The organism is Streptococcus oralis subsp. oralis, from assembly GCF_000960035.1.
GTDB classification, from domain to species: domain Bacteria; phylum Bacillota; class Bacilli; order Lactobacillales; family Streptococcaceae; genus Streptococcus; species Streptococcus oralis_G.
This window is the reverse complement of sequence record NZ_JYGR01000005.1, coordinates 943,655-965,964: the sequence shown is the minus strand read 5'-3', so window position 1 is coordinate 965,964 and position 22,310 is coordinate 943,655. Positions and strand designations below refer to the sequence as shown.

At 41.9% G+C, this 22,310-nt stretch carries 25 protein-coding genes, 2 tRNA genes and 1 other RNA gene; 20 read left to right on the top strand and 8 right to left on the bottom strand.

The features are described 5' to 3' along the window. Positions 1 to 35: 35 nt before the first annotated feature. Positions 36 to 293 carry a DUF896 family protein gene (locus tag TZ92_RS08055; RefSeq protein WP_000371291.1) on the top strand — a complete coding sequence of 86 codons (258 nt, stop codon included), beginning with the start codon at positions 36 to 38 and terminating at the stop codon, positions 291 to 293. A gap of 82 nt (positions 294 to 375) precedes the next feature. Here the strand turns inward: TZ92_RS08055 and TZ92_RS08050 are convergent, their stop codons facing one another. The 3 genes from TZ92_RS08050 to TZ92_RS08040 are packed head-to-tail and all read right to left on the bottom strand — an operon-like array spanning position 376 to position 3,191. Further along, a complete protein-coding gene (locus TZ92_RS08050) occupies positions 376 to 1,620 on the bottom strand; it encodes an NAD(P)H-dependent oxidoreductase (protein WP_000673672.1) in 1,245 nt (414 codons plus the stop codon). A 17-nt stretch (positions 1,621 to 1,637) separates the two neighbouring features. Next, positions 1,638 to 2,243: an NADPH-dependent FMN reductase gene (locus tag TZ92_RS08045; RefSeq protein WP_000915930.1), complete on the bottom strand. Its 606-nt coding sequence runs from the start codon at positions 2,241 to 2,243 to the stop codon at positions 1,638 to 1,640. Positions 2,244 to 2,261: 18 nt separating this feature from the next. Beyond that, positions 2,262 to 3,191, bottom strand: coding sequence for an FAD:protein FMN transferase (locus tag TZ92_RS08040; protein ID WP_033630207.1), 930 nt, complete (start codon positions 3,189 to 3,191; stop codon positions 2,262 to 2,264). A 307-nt stretch (positions 3,192 to 3,498) separates the two neighbouring features. On the opposite strand from TZ92_RS08040, the gene nox reads away from it, so the two are divergent. From nox to pdxT, 3 genes are all read left to right on the top strand, one after another. Further along, positions 3,499 to 4,878: a H2O-forming NADH oxidase gene (gene nox, locus TZ92_RS08035; protein WP_000036761.1), complete on the top strand. Its 1,380-nt coding sequence runs from the start codon at positions 3,499 to 3,501 to the stop codon at positions 4,876 to 4,878. 257 nt (positions 4,879 to 5,135) lie between these two features. Next, positions 5,136 to 6,011, top strand: a complete 876-nt coding sequence (pdxS, locus tag TZ92_RS08030) for a pyridoxal 5'-phosphate synthase lyase subunit PdxS (protein WP_033629992.1) — start codon at positions 5,136 to 5,138, stop codon at positions 6,009 to 6,011. After that, positions 6,012 to 6,593, top strand: a complete 582-nt coding sequence (pdxT, locus tag TZ92_RS08025) for a pyridoxal 5'-phosphate synthase glutaminase subunit PdxT (RefSeq protein WP_033629991.1) — start codon at positions 6,012 to 6,014, stop codon at positions 6,591 to 6,593. 19 nt (positions 6,594 to 6,612) lie between these two features. Here pdxT and trhA read toward each other — a convergent pair whose 3' ends face one another. Further along, positions 6,613 to 7,260, bottom strand: a complete 648-nt coding sequence (gene trhA / locus TZ92_RS08020; protein ID WP_001097972.1) for a PAQR family membrane homeostasis protein TrhA — start codon at positions 7,258 to 7,260, stop codon at positions 6,613 to 6,615. Next, on the bottom strand, positions 7,257 to 7,703 hold the full coding sequence (locus TZ92_RS08015) for a DUF1836 domain-containing protein (protein WP_045594969.1): 447 nt from the start codon (positions 7,701 to 7,703) through the stop codon (positions 7,257 to 7,259). Before TZ92_RS08015 ends, trhA begins: the two co-directional genes overlap by 4 nt. Before the next feature lie 134 nt (positions 7,704 to 7,837). On the opposite strand from TZ92_RS08015, the gene TZ92_RS08010 reads away from it, so the two are divergent. The 7 genes from TZ92_RS08010 to trxB all read left to right on the top strand — a co-directional run bounded on the left by TZ92_RS08010 (position 7,838) and on the right by trxB (position 12,192). After that, positions 7,838 to 8,332, top strand: a complete 495-nt coding sequence (locus TZ92_RS08010; protein ID WP_033629990.1) for a GNAT family N-acetyltransferase — start codon at positions 7,838 to 7,840, stop codon at positions 8,330 to 8,332. Beyond that, complete coding sequence (locus TZ92_RS08005) at positions 8,329 to 8,844, top strand: methylated-DNA--[protein]-cysteine S-methyltransferase (RefSeq protein ID WP_033629989.1); 516 nt, start codon at positions 8,329 to 8,331, stop codon at positions 8,842 to 8,844. Before TZ92_RS08010 ends, TZ92_RS08005 begins: the two co-directional genes overlap by 4 nt. Before the next feature lie 12 nt (positions 8,845 to 8,856). Further along, positions 8,857 to 9,213, top strand: a complete 357-nt coding sequence (locus tag TZ92_RS08000; RefSeq protein ID WP_033629988.1) for an arsenate reductase family protein — start codon at positions 8,857 to 8,859, stop codon at positions 9,211 to 9,213. 156 nt (positions 9,214 to 9,369) lie between these two features. Then, entirely contained in the window at positions 9,370 to 10,170 is an 801-nt protein-coding gene (locus tag TZ92_RS07995) for an amino acid ABC transporter permease (RefSeq protein ID WP_000219166.1), read from the top strand. Further along, positions 10,170 to 10,913, top strand: a complete 744-nt coding sequence (locus TZ92_RS07990) for an amino acid ABC transporter ATP-binding protein (RefSeq protein WP_033629987.1) — start codon at positions 10,170 to 10,172, stop codon at positions 10,911 to 10,913. The genes TZ92_RS07995 and TZ92_RS07990 overlap by 1 nt, the downstream gene beginning before the upstream one ends. A 77-nt stretch (positions 10,914 to 10,990) precedes the next feature. Then, positions 10,991 to 11,215, top strand: a complete 225-nt coding sequence (locus TZ92_RS07985; RefSeq protein WP_000924294.1) for a DUF4059 family protein — start codon at positions 10,991 to 10,993, stop codon at positions 11,213 to 11,215. 65 nt (positions 11,216 to 11,280) lie between these two features. Next, positions 11,281 to 12,192: a thioredoxin-disulfide reductase gene (gene trxB / locus TZ92_RS07980; RefSeq protein WP_033629986.1), complete on the top strand. Its 912-nt coding sequence runs from the start codon at positions 11,281 to 11,283 to the stop codon at positions 12,190 to 12,192. 36 nt (positions 12,193 to 12,228) lie between these two features. Here the strand turns inward: trxB and rlmB are convergent, their stop codons facing one another. Both rlmB and def read right to left on the bottom strand, forming a co-directional pair. After that, the gene (rlmB, locus tag TZ92_RS07975) at positions 12,229 to 12,957 is read right to left on the bottom strand and encodes a 23S rRNA (guanosine(2251)-2'-O)-methyltransferase RlmB (protein ID WP_033629985.1); all 729 of its coding nucleotides are present in this window, start codon (positions 12,955 to 12,957) and stop codon (positions 12,229 to 12,231) included. Between the two features lie 44 nt (positions 12,958 to 13,001). Further along, the gene (gene def / locus TZ92_RS07970) at positions 13,002 to 13,613 is read right to left on the bottom strand and encodes a peptide deformylase (RefSeq protein WP_033629984.1); all 612 of its coding nucleotides are present in this window, start codon (positions 13,611 to 13,613) and stop codon (positions 13,002 to 13,004) included. A gap of 155 nt (positions 13,614 to 13,768) precedes the next feature. Between def and TZ92_RS09710 the strand changes: the two genes are divergently transcribed. From TZ92_RS09710 to TZ92_RS07940, 6 genes are all read left to right on the top strand, one after another. Then, positions 13,769 to 15,088: a CapA family protein gene (locus TZ92_RS09710; RefSeq protein ID WP_080702650.1), complete on the top strand. Its 1,320-nt coding sequence runs from the start codon at positions 13,769 to 13,771 to the stop codon at positions 15,086 to 15,088. Between the two features lie 23 nt (positions 15,089 to 15,111). Then, complete coding sequence (locus TZ92_RS07955; RefSeq protein ID WP_033629983.1) at positions 15,112 to 15,939, top strand: Cof-type HAD-IIB family hydrolase; 828 nt, start codon at positions 15,112 to 15,114, stop codon at positions 15,937 to 15,939. A 1-nt stretch (position 15,940) separates the two neighbouring features. Continuing rightward, on the top strand, positions 15,941 to 16,576 hold the full coding sequence (locus tag TZ92_RS07950) for an SGNH/GDSL hydrolase family protein (RefSeq protein WP_033629982.1): 636 nt from the start codon (positions 15,941 to 15,943) through the stop codon (positions 16,574 to 16,576). 58 nt (positions 16,577 to 16,634) lie between these two features. Further along, positions 16,635 to 16,982, top strand: a transfer-messenger RNA (tmRNA) gene (gene ssrA, locus TZ92_RS09705). A 71-nt stretch (positions 16,983 to 17,053) separates the two neighbouring features. Further along, positions 17,054 to 17,141 (top strand) — tRNA-Ser (locus tag TZ92_RS07945). 80 nt (positions 17,142 to 17,221) lie between these two features. Beyond that, a complete protein-coding gene (locus tag TZ92_RS07940) occupies positions 17,222 to 18,181 on the top strand; it encodes a hypothetical protein (protein ID WP_033629981.1) in 960 nt (319 codons plus the stop codon). Positions 18,182 to 18,384: 203 nt separating this feature from the next. Here TZ92_RS07940 and TZ92_RS07935 read toward each other — a convergent pair. Further along, positions 18,385 to 18,472: transfer RNA gene (locus TZ92_RS07935), tRNA-Ser, on the bottom strand. A gap of 161 nt (positions 18,473 to 18,633) precedes the next feature. Here TZ92_RS07935 and TZ92_RS07930 point away from each other — a divergent pair. The 3 genes from TZ92_RS07930 to TZ92_RS07920 are packed head-to-tail and all read left to right on the top strand — an operon-like array spanning position 18,634 to position 22,231. Further along, a complete protein-coding gene (locus TZ92_RS07930) occupies positions 18,634 to 19,374 on the top strand; it encodes a DeoR/GlpR family DNA-binding transcription regulator (RefSeq protein ID WP_000920660.1) in 741 nt (246 codons plus the stop codon). Then, positions 19,371 to 20,282 (top strand): 1-phosphofructokinase, encoded by a 912-nt coding sequence (gene pfkB / locus TZ92_RS07925; RefSeq protein WP_033629980.1) that lies wholly within the window; start codon positions 19,371 to 19,373, stop codon positions 20,280 to 20,282. The genes TZ92_RS07930 and pfkB overlap by 4 nt, the downstream gene beginning before the upstream one ends. Next, positions 20,279 to 22,231 carry a PTS fructose transporter subunit IIABC gene (locus tag TZ92_RS07920; protein ID WP_033629979.1) on the top strand — a complete coding sequence of 651 codons (1,953 nt, stop codon included), beginning with the start codon at positions 20,279 to 20,281 and terminating at the stop codon, positions 22,229 to 22,231. The genes pfkB and TZ92_RS07920 overlap by 4 nt, the downstream gene beginning before the upstream one ends. Positions 22,232 to 22,310 lie beyond the last annotated feature (79 nt).

Genomic DNA, 22,310 nt, shown 5'->3' with positions numbered 1-22,310 from the left:
TCAAACGGACTGTATCTTATCACAAAGGAGAAGAAATGGATCCGAAAAAAATCGCTCGTATCAACGAGCTTGCCAAAAAGAAAAAAACAGAAGGCTTAACTTCTGCTGAAAAAGTGGAACAAGCTAAACTTCGTGAGGAGTACATCGAAGGCTATCGTCGATCTGTTCGTCACCACATTGAAGGAATCAAAATTGTGGACGAGGAAGGAAATGACGTCACACCAGAAAAACTACGCCAAGTACAACGTGAAAAAGGTTTACACGGCCGTAGTTTAGATGATCCTAACTCATAAAATGAAAGGGGCTTGTAGATGATTTACAAGCCCCTTTTCTGTTGTAATAAAAAAAGGAGCCATTTGGCTCCTTTTTGGTTTCTTAGTTACTTGCGCCAGATGTAGCGTCAGCGTCACCACCGTGGCCTCCAGCATCACCTGAATCAGAAGCGCCAGAAGTAGCATCGGCGTCTCCATGACCTCCAGCTGCAGGAGCAAATGGTCCGCTACCACCCACCAAACGTTGACCAGTCTCTTTTAGGTACCAGTCAAGCCATGGTTGGAAGTTAAAGACGATTTCATTGATACCAGCGTATGATCCATCAGGATAGTACATTGCTTGGTAGTTGTGGGTGTTGATGACACCTGCAGGAGAACCTGGAACGATCGTACGGACGTATTCTTGGTTTCCGTTGCGAAGTGTTCCGATAACCCACTCTACGTTCTTCATACGTGCTGGTGGGAGGGATCCATGAACAGTCGACATACGGCTACCTGATTGAGGTGGTACACGTTTAGCAAACATGGTGTCTGGATCTTGGTGAGCGTTGTTGTAGTAGAGGAATTGGTTGTTGTCGTCAGCGTATGTCAATTCAAACGGCATAGCTTTCAAGAACATATCAATTTGGTTAACTGTCAAGATACCGTGGTCCAATTTGACATAGGTATCACCAGAAACAGCTCCAGTGATTGCTGCAACTTTTTCTACCCATTCTGGATCGTCAGGATCAACTTCCGTAATGGTTGTAGCAATTGGTTTTCCACAATCCAAGTCTTCTGGTTCGATTGGTTTTGGTTTTTTCAATTTCGAAACGACTCCTACGTATTTTACAAAGTTATCTAAGCAAGTTTCAAGGAATTTAACAGTTCCTTCGTTAGTGATATTTCCGTTGTTATCAAAAGCTTCCTTAGCTTTACCAAGAAGGAATTCGTTACCTGGAAGCGTGTAGGCATTGACACCTGGAGCATCAAGGATTTTACGAAGGTGAACTTGGGCACGTGATGTTCCTTGGTCATAGTATGATGCACCCACAATCATAACAGGCTTGTTTTCAAATGGATGAACTTCGTATGAAAGCCATTCGAGTACAGATTTGAGTGAAGCTGAGATAGTGTGGTTGTGCTCAGGAGTAGCGATAATGACACCATCAGCACGTGTAATCTTGTTATACAAGAAACGCAATTGGAAGCTTTCGTCCCATTTTTCGTCTTGGTTAAACATTGGAACTTCGTCGATTTCAAGGACTTCTAATTCAAATTTGAATTTGAAATTGCGACGAATAAATTCCAAGAGTTTGCGGTTATATGATTGATCGTAGTTTGATCCAACAAGTCCAACAAATTTCATTCTTTCGGTCTCCTATCTTACAAATTTTCCCAGTCAAATTCTTCTGCATCTTTGCGAAGCAATTCTTGTGCATTGCGCAATTTTTCAGTAATCTTCACAAAGATACGGAAGTCATCAAAGATTGCATCCAATTTCTTGATGACGTCAAGGTCAACCAAGTCACCACTTGGGTTAAATGCTTGAAGAGAGTGTGAGAGCAAGAATTCATCTGGAAGAACATTTGCCTTGATTTCAGGAGCATTCAAGATTTGACGAAGTTGCAATTGGGCACGAGATGAACCAAGTGTACCGTAAGAAGCACCAGTGATCATGATTGGTTTATTCAAAAGTGGGTAGATACCGTAAGATAGCCAAGCAAGAGCGCTCATCAAAACTGCAGGGATAGAGTGGTCGTACTCAGGAGTACCGATAATGACACCATCAGCTTCTTCAATTTTAGCTGCAATTTCAAGAATTTCAGCGGGAAGAAGTTTATCTGCAGGTTTGTTGAAAACAGGGATATCCTTGATTTCAACGAGTTCAATTTCAGCTTTATCAGCAAAGTGTTTTTGCATGTATTGGAGCAATTGGCGGTTTGTAGAACGTTTAGAGTTCGTTCCAACAATGGCAATAAGTTTTAGCATGAGATTTCCTTTCTCTTTTTACATAATACAATTTTGAAGGCCTGAAGAACATGCAAGGCGTCCCTCTTTGTCGATGAGGATGGCTTCAATCCCATCTATACTTTCGACTTGCCAGAGGATAGAAGCGCTTCGCTCTCCGAAAAGGCGTGTTGTCCATATCTCACCATCAACGGATTTATCAGAGATAATCGTTAGGCTAGCGAGATCGGTTTCGACAGGGAATCCTGTCTCACTATCAAAGATATGGTGATAGTCTTTTCCATCTACTGTCAGGTGGCGTTCATAGATACCTGAAGTGACAACGGATTTGTTAGAAGCAGGGATAGTTAGGAGATGATTGCCACGAGGATTTCTCGGATCTTGAATCCCAATCTGCCAGGCTTTCCCTTCTTTGGCTTGGTTATTCCCGATGGTAAGGATATTTCCTCCGAGATTGATCAGGGCAGAGGTGACACCGTTTTCTTTCAAATACTGGGCAACCTTATCTGCACTATAGCCCTTGGCTAAACAACCTAAATCAAGCTTCATTCCTTTCTTCTTTAAAAAAACAGTAGAGCTAGTCGGATCCAACTTGATAAAATGCGGGTCCACTATAGGCAAGACAGCTTCGATTTCGTTTAGCTCGGGGAGTCGGGCATCTGAAAAACCGATTCGCCAGGTTTGAATCAAGGGACCAATACTGATATTTAGATGGCTAGATGGAGCTAGGCTATGCTCAAGTCCAAGAGCAATCAGTTCAAATAGGTCAGGATGAACCTTAACAGGTGCGATTCCAGCCTGGTAGTTGATTTCCATCAGTTCGGATTCTTGACTGTTGGCGTTAAAGCGGTATTCGAGTTCCTTGAGCAAATCAAAGGCTCCTTGAAGTAGGCAATCAGCCTGTTCATCTACTAATGAAATCGTGATAGTTGTTCCCATTAGCCGTTCCGAACGTGAATGAAGAGGCAAGCTACCAGCTCCTTTCTCTTTATAGGAAATCATTCAATATAAGGTCGTTAAAGAAAAATTAAACCCCTTACATTTTCTTTCCATGTATCTAGCATATCATAAAGTCAGCGTTTTCACAAATAAATTTTGACAAAAAGTCAAGAAATATGCTCAAAACTAATATGAAAGCGATAGAAAAATTGGATTTATCAATGTTAAGTGTATTTTTTTCTGAAAAAAAGAGAATTCTGAGCAAATACCTTGTAAACGCTAACAGTAAATGATATACTAGAGAGGTAAATAAAAAATTAAAGGTAGGAATTTTTCTATGAGTAAAATCGTTGTAGTTGGTGCTAACCACGCTGGTACAGCTTGTATTAATACGATGTTGGACAACTTCGGACATGAGAACGAAATCGTAGTATTTGACCAAAACTCAAATATTTCATTCCTTGGTTGTGGAATGGCGCTTTGGATCGGGGAACAAATTGATGGCCCAGAAGGTCTCTTCTACTCTGATAAAGAAAAATTGGAAGCAAAAGGTGCTAAAGTTTACATGAACTCACCAGTTCTTTCAATTGACTACGATAACAAAGTTGTGACTGCAGAAGTTGAAGGAAAAGAGCACAAAGAATCTTATGACAAATTGATCTTTGCAACTGGTTCAACTCCAATCTTACCTCCAATCGAAGGTGTTGAAATCGTTAAGGGTAACCGCGAATTCAAAGCGACTCTTGAAAATGTACAATTTGTTAAATTGTACCAAAACGCTGAAGAAGTTATTGAAAAACTTGAAGATAAGAGCAAGCACCTTGAGCGCATTGCCGTTGTTGGTGGTGGTTACATCGGTGTAGAACTTGCCGAAGCTTTCGAGCGTCTTGGAAAAGAAGTAGTGCTTGTAGATATTGTAGACACTGTCTTGAACGGCTACTATGACAAAGACTTTACTCAAATGATGGCGAAGAACTTGGAAGACCACAACATCCGCTTGGCTCTTGGTCAAACAGTTAAAGCCATCCAGGGTGATGGAAAAGTTGAACGCTTGGTAACAGACAAAGAAACATTTGATGTAGATATGGTGGTTCTTGCTGTTGGTTTCCGTCCAAACACAGCTCTTGCTGACGGAAAGATTGAACTCTTCCGTAACGGTGCCTTCCTCGTAGACAAGAAACAAGAAACATCTATCCCAGGTGTATACGCTGTTGGTGACTGTGCGACTGTTTATGACAATGCTCGTAAAGATACAAGCTACATCGCTCTTGCATCTAACGCTGTACGTACTGGTATCGTTGGTGCTTATAACGCTTGTGGACATGAATTGGAAGGAATCGGAGTTCAAGGATCAAACGGTATCTCAATCTACGGTCTTCACATGGTTTCAACTGGTTTGACTCTTGAAAAAGCCAAAGCTGCAGGCTATAATGCAACTGAAACTGGATTTAACGATCTTCAAAAACCAGAATTTATCAAACATGACAACCACGAAGTTGCCATCAAGATTGTTTTTGATAAAGACAGCCGTGAAATTCTTGGTGCGCAAATGGTTTCACATGATGCAGCTATCAGTATGGGAATTCACATGTTCTCACTTGCTATCCAAGAGCATGTGACAATTGATAAATTGGCATTGACAGACCTATTCTTCTTGCCACACTTTAACAAACCATACAATTACATCACAATGGCTGCACTTACAGCTGAAAAATAATAATAGCTAAGCTATCTGGCCTTAAGTTAAGGTCAGATAGTTTTTTAGTTATACTCTTCGAAAATCAAATTCAAACCACGTCAGCTTCGCCTTACCGTACTCAAGTACAGCCTGCGGCTAGCTTCCTAGTTTGCTCTTTGATTTTCATTGACTGTCAATCTGTACCCATACAATTATCCTTTTTTTATCTTGTGATTCCTTCTAATCTGCCTTAAAATGAAATGGTAGCTACTAATACAAATGATGAGGATTAAGAAATGACTGAAAATCGTTATGAACTAAATAAAAACTTGGCACAGATGCTCAAAGGTGGGGTTATCATGGACGTTCAAAACCCTGAACAGGCTCGTATCGCAGAGGCTGCTGGTGCGGCAGCTGTTATGGCCTTGGAGCGGATTCCGGCTGATATTCGTGCAGCTGGTGGAGTTTCCCGTATGAGTGATCCAAAGATGATTAAGGAAATCCAAGAAGCGGTCAGCATTCCAGTGATGGCCAAGGTTAGAATCGGGCATTTTGTAGAAGCTCAGATTTTAGAGGCTATTGAGATTGACTATATCGATGAGAGTGAAGTTCTTTCTCCAGCTGATGACCGTTTCCATGTGGATAAGAAGGAATTCCAAGTTCCTTTTGTCTGTGGAGCTAAGGACTTGGGTGAAGCCTTGCGTCGTATCGCTGAAGGAGCTTCCATGATTCGTACCAAAGGAGAACCGGGGACAGGTGACATTGTTCAAGCCGTTCGCCATATGCGTATGATGAATCAGGAAATTCGCCGTATTCAAAATCTACGCGAAGATGAACTCTATGTGGCTGCAAAGGACTTGCAAGTTCCTGTTGAATTGGTCCAATACGTCCACGAACATGGAAAATTGCCAGTTGTCAACTTTGCAGCCGGAGGTGTAGCAACGCCAGCAGATGCTGCGTTGATGATGCAACTGGGGGCAGAGGGTGTTTTTGTCGGTTCAGGTATTTTCAAGTCAGGCGAACCTGTTAAACGAGCAAGTGCTATTGTCAAAGCTGTAACCAACTACCAAAATCCTCAAATTCTGGCTCAAATCTCTGAAGATCTAGGGGAAGCCATGGTTGGTATCAATGAGAATGAAATTCAAATTCTCATGGCAGAGCGAGGAAAATAGATGAAAATCGGAATATTAGCCTTGCAGGGAGCCTTTGAAGAGCATGCAAAAGTGCTAGATAAACTAGGAGTCGAGAGTGTTGAAATCAGAAATCTAGAGGATTTTCAGCAACATCAGAGTGATTTGTCGGGTTTGATATTACCTGGCGGTGAGTCTACAACCATGGGCAAGCTTTTGCGTGACCAACAGATGTTGATTCCTATCCAAGAAGTCATTCTATCTGGATTACCAGTCTTTGGAACCTGTGCTGGTTTAATTTTGCTGGCTAAGGAAATCACTTCTCAGGAAGAAAGTCATCTAGCGACTATGGACATAGTAGTAGAGCGCAATGCCTATGGGCGCCAACTAGGAAGCTTCTATACAGAGGCAGAATGTAAGGGAGTCGGTCAGATTCCCATGACTTTTATCCGTGGACCGATTATCAGCAGTGTTGGAGAGGGTGTAGAAATTCTAGCAACAGTTGATGATCAAATCGTTGCTGCGCAAGAAAAAAATATGCTGGTAACTTCTTTTCATCCAGAATTGACAGATGATGTTGGCTTGCACCAGTATTTTATCAATATGTGTGAAGAAAAAAGTTGAGAAAAGATTCTCAACTTTTTTACATGTAATAAACAATCGCGATATATTGAAGTGCAGATGCCGCTAGGATAAAGAGATGCCAAATCATGTGGAAATAAGGTTTTTTCTTAGCGTAAAATCCAGCTCCGACTGTATAACAAAGTCCACCAGTTACCATGAGACTCCAGAAAATTGGTGTTGTTTGACTGATAATGGCAGGAATGATAGCCAGAACCAACCAGCCCATAATCAGGTAAAGGGCAAGGCTGAATTTCTCATTGACCTTTTTAGCGAAGATTTTATAGAGGATGCCAAAGATGGTCGTTCCCCACTGAATGGCAATAATCAGATAGCCAAACCAGTTATTCATCAAAGTCAATACGACCGGCGTGTAAGAGCCTGCGATAGCCACATAAATCATAGAATGGTCGATGATTCGCAAGACGTATTTGTGGGTCGAACCATAGGCCATAGAGTGGTAAATGGTTGACGAGAGGAACATGAGAAAGAGACTGATAACAAAAATAGAAACGCCAAAAGATGATAAAAATCCGTGTGCTTCATAACTATAGGTGGATGAAATAGGGAGCAAGATGAGCATGATAACGGCACCCACAGCATGGGTCACACTATTAGCAATTTCCTCTCCAAAACTGAGCTTTTTACTGAGTTTTAGACTGGTATTCATTGGATTTCCTCCTCTTCTTTGATAAGGATTAAGTCTAGAGTTTGATGATAGAGTTTAACCGTTTGACAGCTGGTTTGGATAATAGGATTATCTGGATCAATCCCATGGTTCATGTAGTCCACAAAAGCATCGTAGAGCTGGTCTGAACTGGCTTGACTTTGTAGAGTATTCAGTGTCTGAGCGATTTCTTGGATTGAAAAGACAGACTTGAGAGTGGTGATGGCAATCAATCGAGCAATCTGTTTGCGTTGGTATTTTTTTTTGTCTGGCTTTGTCAGGTAACCATGTTTGACATAGTTATTGACCATGGATGCTGTTAGTCCCTTGTCCTTATCTGGAGAGATAGGGGCGCAGACTTGATTGACATAAAGTAAAACCTGATCCAGATAGAGGTCAATGTTTGGAATGTCTTCCCATTTTGGGTAGGAAAAGTTAGAATTCATTTCCAACTCCTTTTTATCTAGTTTCAATAACTAGATTATAAAATAATACAAAACAAAAGTCAAGTTTCAACTGCTTGTAGAAAGCTTTAAATTATGCTATGATGAGAGAAAACAGTTAGAAATGAGGGGAAAAGATGGAGATTCGTTTAGCTTTTCCAAACGAAGTAGATGCGATTATGCAGGTGATAGAGGATGCTAAAAAGTGCTTAGCTGAGTCTGGTAGCGACCAGTGGCAAAATGGCTATCCAAATGCTGACATCATTATTGATGATATCATCTCTGGTCAAGCCTATGTGGCCTTGGAAGAGGGAGAACTGTTAGCCTATGCTGCTGTGACCAAGAGCCCAGAGGAAGCCTATGAAGCCATTTATGAAGGAAGTTGGCAGGGGGGAGAATCAGAATATCTGGTCTTTCACCGTATCGCTGTGGCAGCAGATGTCCAAGGACAAGGAGTTGCTCAGACTTTCCTAGAAGGCTTGATTGAAGGTTTTGATTATCTAGATTTTCGTTCGGATACGCATGCACAAAACAAGGCCATGCAACATATCTTTGAAAAGCTGGGCTTCCAACAGGTCGGTAAGGTTCCAGTTGATGGGGAACGTTTGGCCTATCAGAAATTAAAAAAATGAAGCAGAATAAGTACGCAAAAATGCTCTACCCGTCGCCAATTGGAACCTTATCCTTAGTTGCTGACGAGCAATATCTGTATGGAATTTGGGTACAGGACCAAACTCATTTTGAGAGGGGAATCGCTGGAGATAGTATAGAAATAGTTAAGAAACATCCTGTCCTAGACCAGGTTATTTCCTATTTAGATACCTATTTCGAAGGCAGTGTTCAGGATCTATCATACTTACCTTTGGCTCCTATTGGAACAGATTTTGAAAAGCGGGTCTGGGCTTATTTACAGGCCATTCCTTATGGTCAAACAGTGACTTACGGTCAAATAGCTCAAGGCTTGCAGGTGAATTCTGCCCAAGCGATTGGCGGAGCAGTGGGGCGTAATCCTTGGTCCATCCTCGTACCTTGTCATCGTGTGCTGGGGTCAGGCAATCGCTTGACAGGCTATGCATCTGGAGTTGAAAAGAAAGCCTGGCTCTTGCAACATGAAGGTGCAGCATTTCAAGAAAATAAAAAATAGAAAGAAAAGAAGATGTTAGAATTTATCGAATACCCAAAATGTTCAACTTGTAAGAAAGCAAAAAATGAATTAGATCAACTTGGACTGGAATACCAAGATGTCCACATCGTAGAAGAAACACCAAGTGAAGACGTGATTTTAAACTGGTTGGGAACTTCCGGTTTTGAAGTGAAACAATTTTTCAATACCAGCGGGATCAAATATCGTGAACTGGGCTTGAAAGATAAGGTGGGAAGTTTGTCAAAACAAGAAGCAGCCAAGCTTCTAGCGAGTGATGGTATGTTATTGAAACGTCCAATTTTGGTGGAGAATGGTGCTGTTAAACAAATCGGCTATAGAAAAACCTATGAGGACTTAGGTTTGAGATAGTTTTTATTTATCTCCTTGATAGATAAAATATATAGCCTCCCTGTTTTAAAGTGTGATAAACTAGAAGATAGACAAAGTCTGAGCAGCCCGTAGCAAATAATTTGCTTGCGAGCAGAAGTATGATAGAATGAATCATTATCAGGAGAGGATGTTTTTATGACTGTTACAACATTTTTAGCATCAGATTGGTACCAAAGTTTGATGCAATTGATTCCGGATGGTAAGCTCTTTAGTTTGCGTTCGGTTTTTGATGGAATTCCAAGGATTGTCCAACAACTGCCTACAACCTTGATGTTGACGCTTGGAGGTGCACTCTTTGGTTTGCTACTTGCCCTAATTTTTGCCATTGTTAAGATCAATCGTGTTAAGATTTTATATCCCTTGCAGGCCTTTTTCGTCAGCTTCTTAAAAGGTACCCCAATCCTAGTTCAACTTATGTTGACCTACTACGGAATTCCTTTAGCACTGAAAGCTATCAACCAACAATGGGGAACTGGTCTCAATATCAATGCGATTCCAGCAGCGCTTTTTGCGATTGTGGCCTTTGCTTTTAATGAGGCGGCTTATGCAAGTGAAACGATTCGTGCGGCCATCCTTTCTGTTAATCCAGGTGAAATTGAGGCGGCACGCAGTTTGGGTATGACGCGAGCGCAAGTTTATCGTCGCGTGATTATTCCAAATGCGGCCGTTGTGGCGACACCGACTTTGATTAACTCCCTTATCGGTTTGACCAAGGGAACTTCTCTAGCCTTTAGCGCAGGTGTTGTGGAGGTCTTTGCCCAAGCTCAGATTTTAGGTGGAGCTGATTATCGCTATTTTGAACGTTTCATCTCCGTAGCCCTTGTCTATTGGGTAGTCAATATCGGAATTGAAAGCCTAGGCCGTTTCATCGAGAGAAAAATGGCTATCTCAGCACCGGATACAGTGTCTACAGATGTGAAAGGAGACCTTCGTTAATGATTAAGATTTCGAATTTAAGCAAATCCTTTTCAGGTCAGACTGTCTTGGATCATCTGGACTTGGATATCCAAAAGGGAGAAGTAGTAGCCTTGATTGGTTCATCTGGAGCAGGGAAATCAACCTTTCTTCGAAGTTTAAACTATCTTGAAACTCCAGATAGTGGAACGATTCAGATTGACAATTTTAAAGTTGATTTTTCTCAGATTAGCCAAGAAGAGATCCTAACCCTTCGTCGCAAGTTGTCTATGGTTTTCCAACAGTTTAATTTGTTTGAACGCCGAACTGCTCTTGACAATGTCAAGGAAGGTTTGATTGTCGTTAAAAAATTATCGGACGAGGAAGCAACAAAAATCGCTAAGGAAGAGTTGGCCAAGGTTGGTCTTTCTGATCGTGAAAACCATTATCCTCGCCATTTATCAGGTGGACAAAAGCAACGGGTTGCCCTCGCGCGTGCGCTTGCTATGAAACCAGATGTCTTGCTCTTGGACGAACCCACTTCAGCCCTCGACCCAGAATTGGTCGGTGAGGTAGAGAAGTCTATTGCAGATGCTGCCAAGTCAGGTCAGACCATGATTTTGGTCAGTCACGATATGTCTTTTGTAGCCCAAGTGGCAGACAAGGTTTTATTCCTAGATAAAGGAAAAATCATCGAGTCCGGCACCCCTGATGAAATCATCAATCATCCGAAAGAAGAACGGACAAAAGAATTCTTCGCTAGTTACAAACGGACTTATATTTGATATAATAGAAAAAGGAAAACTCAGTTAGTTGGACTAGCTGAGTTTACTCTTTAAAAAAGATAGAAACGAGAGAGATCATGCTACTGCATCTATTTTCTTTGTATTTCGAGAGTTTGATCTTAACGACCATCCTTGTCGTGATTTTTCTGGGGATTTGGATTGGATTGAGAGCCATGTCTGGTGTAGATAAGACAGCCAAGGCTCGCCAAGCTCATCTCTATGATATGATTATGATTGGAGTTTTGGTCGTTCCGGTGTTATCCTTTGCCGTCATGAGTTTACTCTTGGTTTTCAAGGCATAATCCTTGCGTGACTAGCAAGAATGAGTTAGAATAAAGATAGTTACAACAAGAAAGAAGGAATTGAAATGTACGATACGATTATTGTCGGTGCTGGACCTGCGGGAATGACCGCTGCCTTATATGCCGCTCGCAGCAATCTGAAAGTGGCTTTGATTGAAGGTGGTCTGCCAGGAGGGCAAATGAATAACACATCTGATATTGAAAACTATCCAGGTTATGCCAATATCAGTGGACCTGAATTGGCTGAAAAGATGTTTGAACCACTTGAAAACCTTGGAGTGGAGCATCTTTATGGCTATGTTGAAAATATTGAAGACAAGGGTGACTTTAAGAAGGTAATCACTGATGATCAAGTTTACGAAACCCGTACTGTCATTGTAGCAACTGGTTCTAAACACCGTCTTTTGGGAGTTCCCGGAGAAGAAGAACTGAACAGTCGAGGTGTTTCTTACTGTGCGGTCTGTGATGGAGCTTTCTTCCGTGATCAAGACTTGCTCGTAGTTGGTGGTGGAGATTCAGCGGTAGAAGAAGCTCTGTTCTTGACTCGCTTTGCCAAGACTGTCACTATTGTTCACCGCCGTGACCAACTTCGTGCCCAAAAGGTTTTGCAAGACCGTGCTTTTGCAAATGAGAAAGTCAACTTTATCTGGGATTCTGTCGTCAAGGAAATCAAAGGTGAAAACCGAGTAGAATCTGTCGTATTTGAAAATGTAAAAACGGGTCAAGTAACAGAGCAAGCCTTCGGAGGTGTCTTTATCTATGTTGGTTTGGATCCCGTTAGCGATTTTGTTAAAGAATTGAATATTCAAGACCAGGCAGGCTGGATCCTAACAGACAATCACATGAAAACTAGCGTTGATGGTATATTTGCGGTTGGAGATGTTCGCCAAAAAGATCTTCGCCAAGTAACAACAGCAGTTGGAGATGGAGCTATCGCGGGTCAAGAAGCCTATAAATTTATCACAGAACATAGTTAAGAAAAAAGTTTCCAATCACTTGATTGGAAACTTTTTTTATAGTCGGTTTCGGAAAACTTCGTACATGAGAATAGCTGCAGCAACACTGGCATTGAGGCTTTGAACATGCCCATTCATGGGAATGGTAATCATTTCATCGACCTGTTTTTTGATGTTGCTGGAGATGCCTTTTCCTTCATTTCCGATGATGAGGGCGATTTTCCCTTTTGTATTCCACTTGTGGCAAGGGGTACCGTTCATATCCGTTCCAAAGGTCCAGAAGCCTTCATCCTTGAGTTTGTCTAGAGTTTGACTGAGGTTGGTCACTCGAGCAATCGGTACATGCTCAATAGCACCTGTGGCCGTTTTGGCAACGACAGGAGTAACTCCGACAGCACGGTGCTTGGGAATGATGACACCTGAAACATTGGTCGCATCGGCTGTTCGCAAGATAGAACCTAGATTATGGGGGTCAGTTAACCCGTCCAGAATCAATAGCAAAGGATTTTCTTCTTGTCGTGTTTTTGCAAGGATGTGATTCAGCTCGCTATAGGCAAATTCGGACACTCGTAGAACAAAACCTTGGTGAACAGCGCCTTCGGTCATCTCAGACAGGGATTTTTTTGAAGTCCAAGAAATGGATACCTTCTTTTTTGTAGCCAGTTCCTTGACTTTTTCAACATTCTTACCTCGAAGATCTTCTTGGAGGTAAAGTTTATTTCCAGTGTTTGCAAGGAGGGCTTCTGTAACGGCGTGGACGCCATAGACAATATCATTTGTTTTCATGCCTCTATTATAACACAAAACCCCGTCTTGCAACGGGATTTTCTTTATTCCAGAATCAGTAAACCATCTTTAACAGCAAATGGATCTTTCTCATTGATACGATCGTAAAACATGATTCCGTTTAGATGATCAATTTCATGTTGGACAACGATCGAGTTGTAACCTTTGAGCTTGATACGGTGTTTTTCGCCGTCCTTGTCAAAGTAATCAACAGTGACGCGGGCATGGCGAATAACATAGCCAGGTACGTTTCGGTCAACAGACAGGCAACCTTCTCCTTCGCCAAGAGCAGCGTCCTGAACAGAGTGAGAGACAATTTTTGGATTGTACATAATAGCTTGCAAGTCGTAGGCTTCCTGTGGAGTTTCACCTTCTTCCACAATATTTGGGACCAAGACGGCAATAATGCGTTTTGAAATATCGAGTTGGGGAGCAGCCAGCCCAACACCACCGCGGAGCCCCATTTTCTCAGCCATAACAGGATCTTGGGAATGTTTGAGGAATTGCATCATCTTTTCGCCAAGGATGATTTCCTGGTCAGACAGTGGGAAAGTGACTTCCTCAGCAACTGCGCGAAGAGTTGGATTCCCCTCGCGGATAATATCGTTCATATCAATTAAGTGAGCAGCTTTTGTAATACGTTCTATTGCAGACATTTTCTCTCCTTTCATTACCTCTACATGATAACACAAAATAGGCGAGAAAGAAAGTCGCAGAAGTTCCTAAAAAATAATATAATAAACGGTATTCCTCTTTTGTCTGTGGTATAATAAAAGAAAAGGCTTGCAGTAAAAGAAAGGGAGGAATAAAGATGGAAAAGCGACAAGATAGACGGTCTCAGGACTCTCTTTATGGGGTGTGGAGAACTAGTGTGGATTTCTTTCGGAATTATAAATCCTGGACCAATGCCCAGTTTATTATTGTGTTATTGCTTGCAGTTGCCTTGTCCATGGGGGGGAACTTATTAGTTCGAGCAGTACAAGGCAACAAGGAAACAAGTGCTAGTAGCCAAACTCTTAATTCTGCTAGTACATCTGGTCAATCCAAGGAAGATCAGTCTGGTGAAACGATGGCACGTATCATGGCGAATGGTGACCTTCTCTACCACATCCCCATCTACCGAACAGCTCTTAAAGAAGATGGGACCTATGATTTCCATGAAAATTTTGAGTATGTAAAACCCTGGCTCAAACAAGCTGATTTAGTAATTGGTGACTTTGAAGGAACGGTGAATAAGGACCACTACTTGGCAGGTTATCCTCTCTTTAATGCACCAGGGGAAGTCATGGATGCGATCAAGGATGCAGGCTACCAAGTTCTAGACTTGGCTCATAATCACATCTTGGATTCGCAGATAGAGGGAGTGGTTTCAACGGCTCAAGCTATTGAAAAGGCTGGAATGACACCCATCGGAGTCTACACGCATGAATCCCGAGACCAAGCACCTATAGTCATCAAGGAAGTCAATGGTATCAAGGTAGCTCTCCTGGCCTATTCTTACGGTTTTAATGGCATTGAGCAGTATATCTCTCAAGAGGACTATAATCGCTATCTTTCTGATTTGAATGAAGATAAGATGAAGGCAGAAATCGAGCGTGCAGAGAAGGAGGCGGATATTACTGTCATCATGCCTCAGATGGGAATTGAGTACCAACTAGAACCAACGGAAGAACAGAAAACACTGTACCACAAGATGATTGACTGGGGAGCCGATATTATCTTTGGAGGGCATCCTCACGTCGTTGAACCTGCTGAAACCGTTGAAAAAGATGGTGACAAAAAATTGATCATCTATTCCATGGGAAATTTTCTCTCAAATCAACGCATTGAAACCATGCAAGACGAGGAAAATGCCAAGTGGACGGAGCGCGGTGTTCTCATGGACGTGACCATTAAGAAAAAAGATGGCAAGACAAGGATTGAAACCGCCAAAGCGCATCCTACTTGGGTTAATCGAACACCCAAAGGGACTTACTCCCCAGAAGGCTATCCTCTCTTCCTCTATCAGACCTATATCTTGGAGGACTTCATTGAAGGAGGACGTTACCGTGAGCAGTTGGATGAGGCGACCAAGGAAAGAATTGACACAGCCTATAAAGAAATGAATGAACATGTAGGGTTGAAGTGGTAAGTACTCGCCTTAAAGGAGACGAGATGACGATTAAATTAATTGCAACAGATATGGATGGAACCTTGCTGGATCCAAGAGGGCAACTGGACTTGCCACGTTTAGAAAAGATTTTAGACCAATTAGATGAACGAGGTATCCGTTTTGTTATTGCAACGGGAAATGAAGTCCACCGGATGAGGCAATTACTGGAGCACTTGGCGAGTAGAGTAGTTCTAGTCGTTGCCAATGGGGCACGTATTTTTGAAAACAATGAACTGATTCAAGCGCAGATTTGGGATGATGCTATGGTTGACAAGGCTCTCCTTCATTTTAAAGGGAGGGAGTGTCGAGATCAGTTCGTCGTTACCAGTATGAATGGGAGTTTTGTCAAGGAAGGAACGGTTTTTACAGACCTGGAAAAATTTATGACTCCAGAGATGATTGAAAAACTTTACCAAAGGACAAATTTTGTGGATGAGCTAAACTCAGACCTCTTTGGAGGAGTTCTAAAGATGAGCATGGTCGTTGGTGAAGAACGTTCTAGTTCAGTTTTGCAGGAAATCAATGACCTCTTTGATGGTCGTGTAAGAGCTGTTTCTAGCGGTTATGGCTGTATCGATATCCTGCAAGCTGGTGTTCACAAGGCTTGGGGATTGGAAGAATTGCTCAAGCGCTGGGATTTGACATCAGAACAAATCATGGCTTTTGGTGATAGCGAAAATGATGTTGAGATGTTGGAGCTGGCTGGAATTGCCTATGCGATGGAAAATGCTGATGATGAGGCCAAGGCAGTTGCAACTGCCCTAGCTCCAGCTAACAGCCAGGCGGGCGTTTATCAAGTTCTAGAGAATTGGTTAGAGAAAGAGGGATAGGGTGGCAGTACAGTTATTAGAGAATTGGCTCTTAAAGGAGCAGGAAAAAATTCAAACCAAGTATCGTGAATTGAATCAAGTATCTGTTTTAGAACCAGATATGATTTTTATCGGCGATTCGATTGTAGAATACTACCCTTTGCAAGAGTTACTCGGGACTGCCAAGACGATTGTTAATCGAGGCATCCGAGGTTACCAGACGGGGCTTCTACTAGACAATCTTGATGCACATCTGTATGGTGATGCTGTCGATCAAATTGTTCTCTTAATTGGGACAAACGACATCGGAAAAGATATTCCCATGAATGAAGCCTTGGATAATCTTGAGCGTGTGATCCAATCGATTGTCCGAGAATATCCGCTGTCACAAATAAAGTTTCTTTCTATTCTGCCAGTCAATGAAGGAGAAGAATACAAGCAGACTGTTTATATCCGAACCAATGAAAAGATTAGAGAATGGAATCAAGCCTATGAGGCTCTAGCTTCCGCCTATATGCAGGTAGATTTTGTGCCGATTTATGATAGTTTGACAGATTCAGAAGGGCAACTTCAATCAGCCTATACAACGGATGGCCTCCATCTAAGTGTAGCCGGTTATCAAGCCTTATCAGAAGCCTTAAAAGGGTGTCTTTTCTAAAGAAACGGCTTGATTTTGCATTTTTTTTGAAGATAGGTTATAATAGTTCTATCCTTTTGGGGTCGTTACGGATTCGACAGGCATTATGAGGCATATTTTGCAACCCGTGTGGCGACGTAAACGCTCAGTTAAATATAACTGCAAAAAATAACACTTCTTACGCTCTAGCTGCCTAAAAACCAGCAGGCGTGACCTGATTTGGATTGCTCGTGTTCAATGACAGGTCTTATGATTAGCGAGATACGATCAAGCCTTGTCTAGTGGTTTGATAAGAGATTAATAGACTCGCAGTTCCTAGGCTTGAGTTATGTGTCGAGGGACTGTTAAAACAATACATAACCTATGGTTGTAGACAAATATGTTGGCAGGTGTTTGGACGTGGGTTCGACTCCCACCGGCTCCATTATGAACAGGTATACAGTAGATTTTTTCCAAATTGTATCCTTTGTTGTATCCTATTTATTCTAGTGTGTTAGTGGAGAATTACTCAAGAGGCTGAAGAGGACGGTTTGCTAAATCGTTAGGTCGGGTAACTGGCGCGGGGGTTCGAATCCCCCATTCTCCGTTAGATAAGCCCAGTGTTTTTCTAAACAAATCTACTTGGAGGTGGTCTCCAAGAGTAAATTTTTCATAAAGAGGTGAAACATGAAAAAGATCAAGTTACTAATTATCTTAGCACTCTCAACAGTTGTCTTAGGTGCATGTTCTGCATTTTCTAATCAGTCATCTGAAGCTTCTTCTGACAACAAGGAGAAAACGGAACAAGTTGAGAAGAAGGATGAAGCAGCGGAAGTTAAAGAGAAAGTTACAAAAGATGCTGAAATTCTCCTAGACTCTGTTCTCACTAGCGACTCTGCACGATTTAAGAAAATTTATGGCGAAACTTATGAAAAATGGACTGAGACCATTTTTGCAGTGCAAACAAGTGAAAAAATCAAAGAAGAAGGGCTTTCACCTGCGTCTACATACTCAGTACAATGGCACAAAGATTTTCCTGTAGAAACTCCAGAAGAAACGATTTCAGGTTTCTTGAAGATGAAACGCAAGTTATTCCAAGATATCGGCTCTTACACTGTTAAAGATGTAAAGGTTGATGAATCTGGCAATACTGCGACTGTTACTTTTAACTCTAAGAAGTTGCACTCCAAAGGATTGACTTCATCAATTCGAGAAGTTCTAACAATTCTTATTGGTGGTATCGATAACCTAGGCAAGTACAACCAAGCTGGTTCAGATGTTGACATCAAGCGTTACCAAACATTGGTGACATATTGGATTTATGAACACCTCTTCAGAAAAGATTTTGCTATCTATAGTGATGTAGATGCTGAAGCTGCTCTAACACCTCTTACTACTGGAGATTTTGATACAGAAATCAAATTAACTAAGGACAAGGATGGAAACTGGCTGATTTCCCAAGAAGACTATCGTACATTATCAACTGAGTTAATGGATACTACTGAGGGTTATGATAAGATTGATCGTAAGAATTCTACAAAGTCTAAGAGCAAATCTACAGACAAGTCTTCTGATAAATCTTCAGACAAATCCACTGATAAATCAACAGACAAATCTTCAGATAAGAAAGATAAAAGCAATATCTAATCATCTGAGTTAATAATACAGCAAGTAGCCCTATAGGGGCTACTTGTTTTTTGATGAAATCAAGAAAATAAAGGTGATTCAAGGATAAGGTAAGAGACAGTAAAATGTAGTGTGATAGTTAGAGGTACTCAGCCTTTCTTTTTTATAAAGTATCTTGAAAAAAATAAAAAAACTGCATCAAGGTGCAGTTTTTCTTTTTTCTACGGAAGACATGGGATTCGAACCCACGCACGCTGTTACACGCCTACCGCGTTTCCAACACGGCCTCTTAAGCCTCTTGAGTAATCTTCCAATACTTACTCAAATAGTCTACCATAAAGCCACTTATCTTGCAATAAAAATTTTGGAAATAAGAAAAATGATAGAATTTGAAAGAAAATGATAAAAAATGCTTGACTTTGATAAAAATTGTGCTAGAATGAATAGTGTAAACGATAACAGGAGGTGATTTGGTGTTAAAAACTGAGCGGAAGCAACTGATTTTAGAGGAGTTAAATCAACATCATGTAGTTTCCCTAGAAAAATTGGTTAGTCTATTAGAAACATCAGAATCAACGGTACGAAGAGATTTGGACGAGTTGGAGGCGGAAAACAAGCTTCGCCGTGTACATGGTGGAGCAGAATTGCCCCACTCCTTGCAGGAAGAAGAAACCATCCAAGAAAAATCTGTCAAAAACCTTCAAGAGAAGAAGCTACTGGCTCAGAAAGCAGCCTCTCTTATCAAGGAACAAGATGTTATCTTTATCGATGCTGGAACGACAACTGCTTTTTTAATCAAGGAATTGGTTAATAAGAATATCACAGTTGTGACCAACTCCATTCACCATGCGGTTCAGTTGGTTGAAAAACAGATTCCAACTGTCATGGTTGGAGGAAGTGTCAAGATGGCAACAGATGCATGTATCGGGGGCGTTGCTCTTAACCAAATCAATCAATTGCACTTTGACCGTGCCTTTATCGGGATGAATGGTGTAGACGATGGTTATTATACGACTCCAGATATGGAGGAGGGAGCTGTGAAGCGTGCTATTTTGGAGAACGCCAAACAAACCTATGTCTTGGTTGATTCGTCAAAGATTGGTCAAACTTGCTTTGCCAAGGTAGCACCACTTAAACGCGCTATTGTCATCACAAGTCAAGGGCATGAGCTCTTGCAGGCTATTAAGAAGAAAACGGAGGTAATAGAAGTATGATTTATACAGTCACACTCAATCCATCCATTGACTATATCGTGCGCTTGGAGCAAGTTCAAATCGGCAGTGTCAATCGTATGGACAGTGATGATAAGTTTGCTGGTGGGAAAGGAATCAATGTTAGCCGTGTTTTGAAGCGCTTGGATATTCCTAATACTGCGACTGGATTTATCGGTGGATTTACTGGTAAATTTATCACAGATACCCTTTCAAAAGAAGAAATCGAAACTCGTTTTGTCCAAGTAGCAGAAGATACTCGTATCAATGTCAAGATTAAAGCAGACCAAGAAACAGAAATCAATGGAACAGGTCCAAATGTGGAACCAGCTCAGCTGGAAGAATTGAAAGCTATTTTGTCTAGTTTGACAGCAGAAGATACGGTTGTGTTTGCAGGTTCAAGTGCTAAGAACCTAGGCAATGTTATCTATAAGGATTTGATTGCCTTGACACGCCAGACTGGTGCGCAAGTGGTTTGTGACTTTGAAGGACAGACCTTGATTGATAGTTTGGACTACCAGCCACTTTTGGTTAAACCAAACAATCACGAACTTGGAGCTATCTTTGGAGTGAAACTCGAAAGTTTAGATGAAATCGAGAACTATGCTCGTCAGTTACTGGCCAAAGGAGCTCAAAACGTCATTATCTCCATGGCTGGTGACGGTGCCCTTCTTGTCACATCTGAGGGAGCATACTTCGCTAAACCAATCAAGGGAACAGTCAAAAATTCAGTGGGAGCTGGTGACTCTATGGTCGCTGGATTCACCGGTGAGTTTGTCAAATCTAAAGACGCAGTAGAGGCCTTCAAATGGGGAGTAGCTTGTGGAACAGCAACGACCTTCTCGGATGACTTGGCAACAGCGGACTTTATTAAAGAAACATATGAAAAAGTTGAGGTAGAAAAACGATGAAAATTCAAGACCTATTAAGAAAAGATGTCATGTTGCTGGATTTGCAGGCAACTGAAAAAACAGCTGTCATTGAAGAGATGATTAAAAGTTTGGTAGATCACGGTTATGTGAAGGATTTTGAAACCTTTAAAGAAGGAATCTTAGCGCGTGAAGCTCTCACTTCTACTGGTTTGGGTGACGGAATTGCTATGCCTCACAGCAAGAACTCTGCTGTCAAAGAAGCAACGGTTCTCTTTGCTAAGTCAAACAAGGGTGTTGACTATGAGAGTTTGGATGGGCAACCAACAGATCTCTTCTTCATGATTGCTGCTCCAGAAGGTGCAAATGATACTCACTTGGCAGCCTTGGCAGAATTGTCTCAATACTTGATGAAAGACGGATTTGCTGACAAACTTCGTCAAGTAACATCTGCAGATCAAGTTATCGAACTATTTAACCAAGCTTCAGAAAAAACGGAGGAACCTGTTCAAGCACCTGCTAATGACTCTGGCGACTTTATCGTAGCTGTTACAGCTTGTACGACAGGGATTGCTCATACTTACATGGCCCAAGAAGCTCTTCAAAAAGTGGCTGCTGAAATGGGTGTTGGTATCAAGGTTGAAACCAACGGTGCCAGCGGTGTTGGAAATCAACTAACTGCAGAAGATATCCGTAAGGCTAAAGCAGTTATCATCGCAGCAGATAAGGCCGTTGAAATGGATCGTTTCGATGGCAAACCATTAATCAATCGTCCGGTTGCTGATGGTATCCGTAAGACTGAAGAATTGATCAACTTGGCTCTTTCAGGAGATGCTGAAGTTTATCGTACTGCTAATGGAGCAAAAGCTGCAACAGCATCTAATGAAAAACAAAGTATCGGTGGTGCTTTCTACAAACACTTGATGAGTGGTGTATCTCAAATGTTGCCATTCGTTATCGGTGGTGGTATCATGATTGCCCTTGCTTTCTTGATCGACGGAGCTTTTGGTGTGCCACAAGATAGTCTTGGCAATCTCGGATCCTACCATGAGCTCGCTTCCATGTTCATGAAAATCGGTGGGGCTGCCTTTGGCTTGATGCTTCCAGTCTTTGCAGGATATGTAGCCTACTCTATCGCTGAAAAACCAGGTTTGGTAGCTGGTTTCGTGGCTGGTGCTATTGCCAAAGAAGGTTTTGCCTTTGGTAAAATCCCTTATGCAGCAGGTGGTGAAGCAACTTCAACCCTTGCAGGTGTCTCATCTGGTTTCCTAGGTGCCCTTGTTGGTGGATTTATCGCAGGTGCTTTAGTTCTTGCCATCAAGAAATACGTTAAAGTTCCTCGTTCACTTGAAGGTGCTAAATCTATCCTTATCCTACCGCTTTTCGGAACAATCTTGACAGGATTTGTTATGTTGGCTGTCAACATTCCAATGGCAGCAATCAACACTGCTATGAATGATTTCCTAGGCGGTCTTGGAGGAGGTTCAGCTGTTCTTCTTGGTATCGTTCTTGGAGGCATGATGGCTGTTGACATGGGTGGACCAGTCAACAAAGCTGCTTATGTCTTTGGTACAGGTACGCTTGCAGCGACTGTTTCTTCAGGTGGTTCTGTAGCCATGGCAGCAGTTATGGCCGGAGGAATGGTTCCACCACTTGCCATCTTTTTCGCAACCCTTCTCTTTAAAGATAAATTTACCAAAGAAGAACGTAACTCTGGTTTGACAAACATCATCATGGGCTTGTCATTCATCACTGAAGGAGCGATCCCATTTGGCGCAGCAGACCCAGCTCGTGCGATTCCAAGCTTTATCCTTGGTTCAGCAGTAGCAGGGGGACTCGTTGGTCTTGCAGGAATCAAACTCATGGCACCACACGGAGGAATCTTCGTTATCGCTCTAACTTCCAATGCCCTTCTTTACCTTGCCTCTGTCTTGGTTGGCGCAATTGTAAGTGGTGTGGTTTATGGTTACCTACGCAAACCACAAGCATAAAAAGTATTAGAATAGAAAGATTGTTACCATTTGGTGCAATCTTTTTCTCTATTCGAAATGGCTGTGAAATATGGTATAA

What these genes read in the sequence shown, in the direction of transcription:
- TZ92_RS08055 (WP_000371291.1), top strand. Translation starts at nt 36, where the DNA reads ATGGATCCGAAAAAAATCGCTCGTATCAACGAGCTTGCCAAAAAGAAA.
- TZ92_RS08050 (WP_000673672.1), bottom strand. Translation starts at nt 1,620, where the DNA reads ATGAAATTTGTTGGACTTGTTGGATCAAACTACGATCAATCATATAAC.
- TZ92_RS08045 (WP_000915930.1), bottom strand. Translation starts at nt 2,243, where the DNA reads ATGCTAAAACTTATTGCCATTGTTGGAACGAACTCTAAACGTTCTACA.
- nox (WP_000036761.1), top strand. Translation starts at nt 3,499, where the DNA reads ATGAGTAAAATCGTTGTAGTTGGTGCTAACCACGCTGGTACAGCTTGT.
- pdxS (WP_033629992.1), top strand. Translation starts at nt 5,136, where the DNA reads ATGACTGAAAATCGTTATGAACTAAATAAAAACTTGGCACAGATGCTC.
- pdxT (WP_033629991.1), top strand. Translation starts at nt 6,012, where the DNA reads ATGAAAATCGGAATATTAGCCTTGCAGGGAGCCTTTGAAGAGCATGCA.
- trhA (WP_001097972.1), bottom strand. Translation starts at nt 7,260, where the DNA reads ATGAATACCAGTCTAAAACTCAGTAAAAAGCTCAGTTTTGGAGAGGAA.
- TZ92_RS08015 (WP_045594969.1), bottom strand. Translation starts at nt 7,703, where the DNA reads ATGAATTCTAACTTTTCCTACCCAAAATGGGAAGACATTCCAAACATT.
- TZ92_RS08010 (WP_033629990.1), top strand. Translation starts at nt 7,838, where the DNA reads ATGGAGATTCGTTTAGCTTTTCCAAACGAAGTAGATGCGATTATGCAG.
- TZ92_RS08005 (WP_033629989.1), top strand. Translation starts at nt 8,329, where the DNA reads ATGAAGCAGAATAAGTACGCAAAAATGCTCTACCCGTCGCCAATTGGA.
- TZ92_RS08000 (WP_033629988.1), top strand. Translation starts at nt 8,857, where the DNA reads ATGTTAGAATTTATCGAATACCCAAAATGTTCAACTTGTAAGAAAGCA.
- TZ92_RS07995 (WP_000219166.1), top strand. Translation starts at nt 9,370, where the DNA reads ATGACTGTTACAACATTTTTAGCATCAGATTGGTACCAAAGTTTGATG.
- TZ92_RS07990 (WP_033629987.1), top strand. Translation starts at nt 10,170, where the DNA reads ATGATTAAGATTTCGAATTTAAGCAAATCCTTTTCAGGTCAGACTGTC.
- TZ92_RS07985 (WP_000924294.1), top strand. Translation starts at nt 10,991, where the DNA reads ATGCTACTGCATCTATTTTCTTTGTATTTCGAGAGTTTGATCTTAACG.
- trxB (WP_033629986.1), top strand. Translation starts at nt 11,281, where the DNA reads ATGTACGATACGATTATTGTCGGTGCTGGACCTGCGGGAATGACCGCT.
- rlmB (WP_033629985.1), bottom strand. Translation starts at nt 12,957, where the DNA reads ATGAAAACAAATGATATTGTCTATGGCGTCCACGCCGTTACAGAAGCC.
- def (WP_033629984.1), bottom strand. Translation starts at nt 13,613, where the DNA reads ATGTCTGCAATAGAACGTATTACAAAAGCTGCTCACTTAATTGATATG.
- TZ92_RS09710 (WP_080702650.1), top strand. Translation starts at nt 13,769, where the DNA reads ATGGAAAAGCGACAAGATAGACGGTCTCAGGACTCTCTTTATGGGGTG.
- TZ92_RS07955 (WP_033629983.1), top strand. Translation starts at nt 15,112, where the DNA reads ATGACGATTAAATTAATTGCAACAGATATGGATGGAACCTTGCTGGAT.
- TZ92_RS07940 (WP_033629981.1), top strand. Translation starts at nt 17,222, where the DNA reads ATGAAAAAGATCAAGTTACTAATTATCTTAGCACTCTCAACAGTTGTC.
- pfkB (WP_033629980.1), top strand. Translation starts at nt 19,371, where the DNA reads ATGATTTATACAGTCACACTCAATCCATCCATTGACTATATCGTGCGC.
- TZ92_RS07920 (WP_033629979.1), top strand. Translation starts at nt 20,279, where the DNA reads ATGAAAATTCAAGACCTATTAAGAAAAGATGTCATGTTGCTGGATTTG.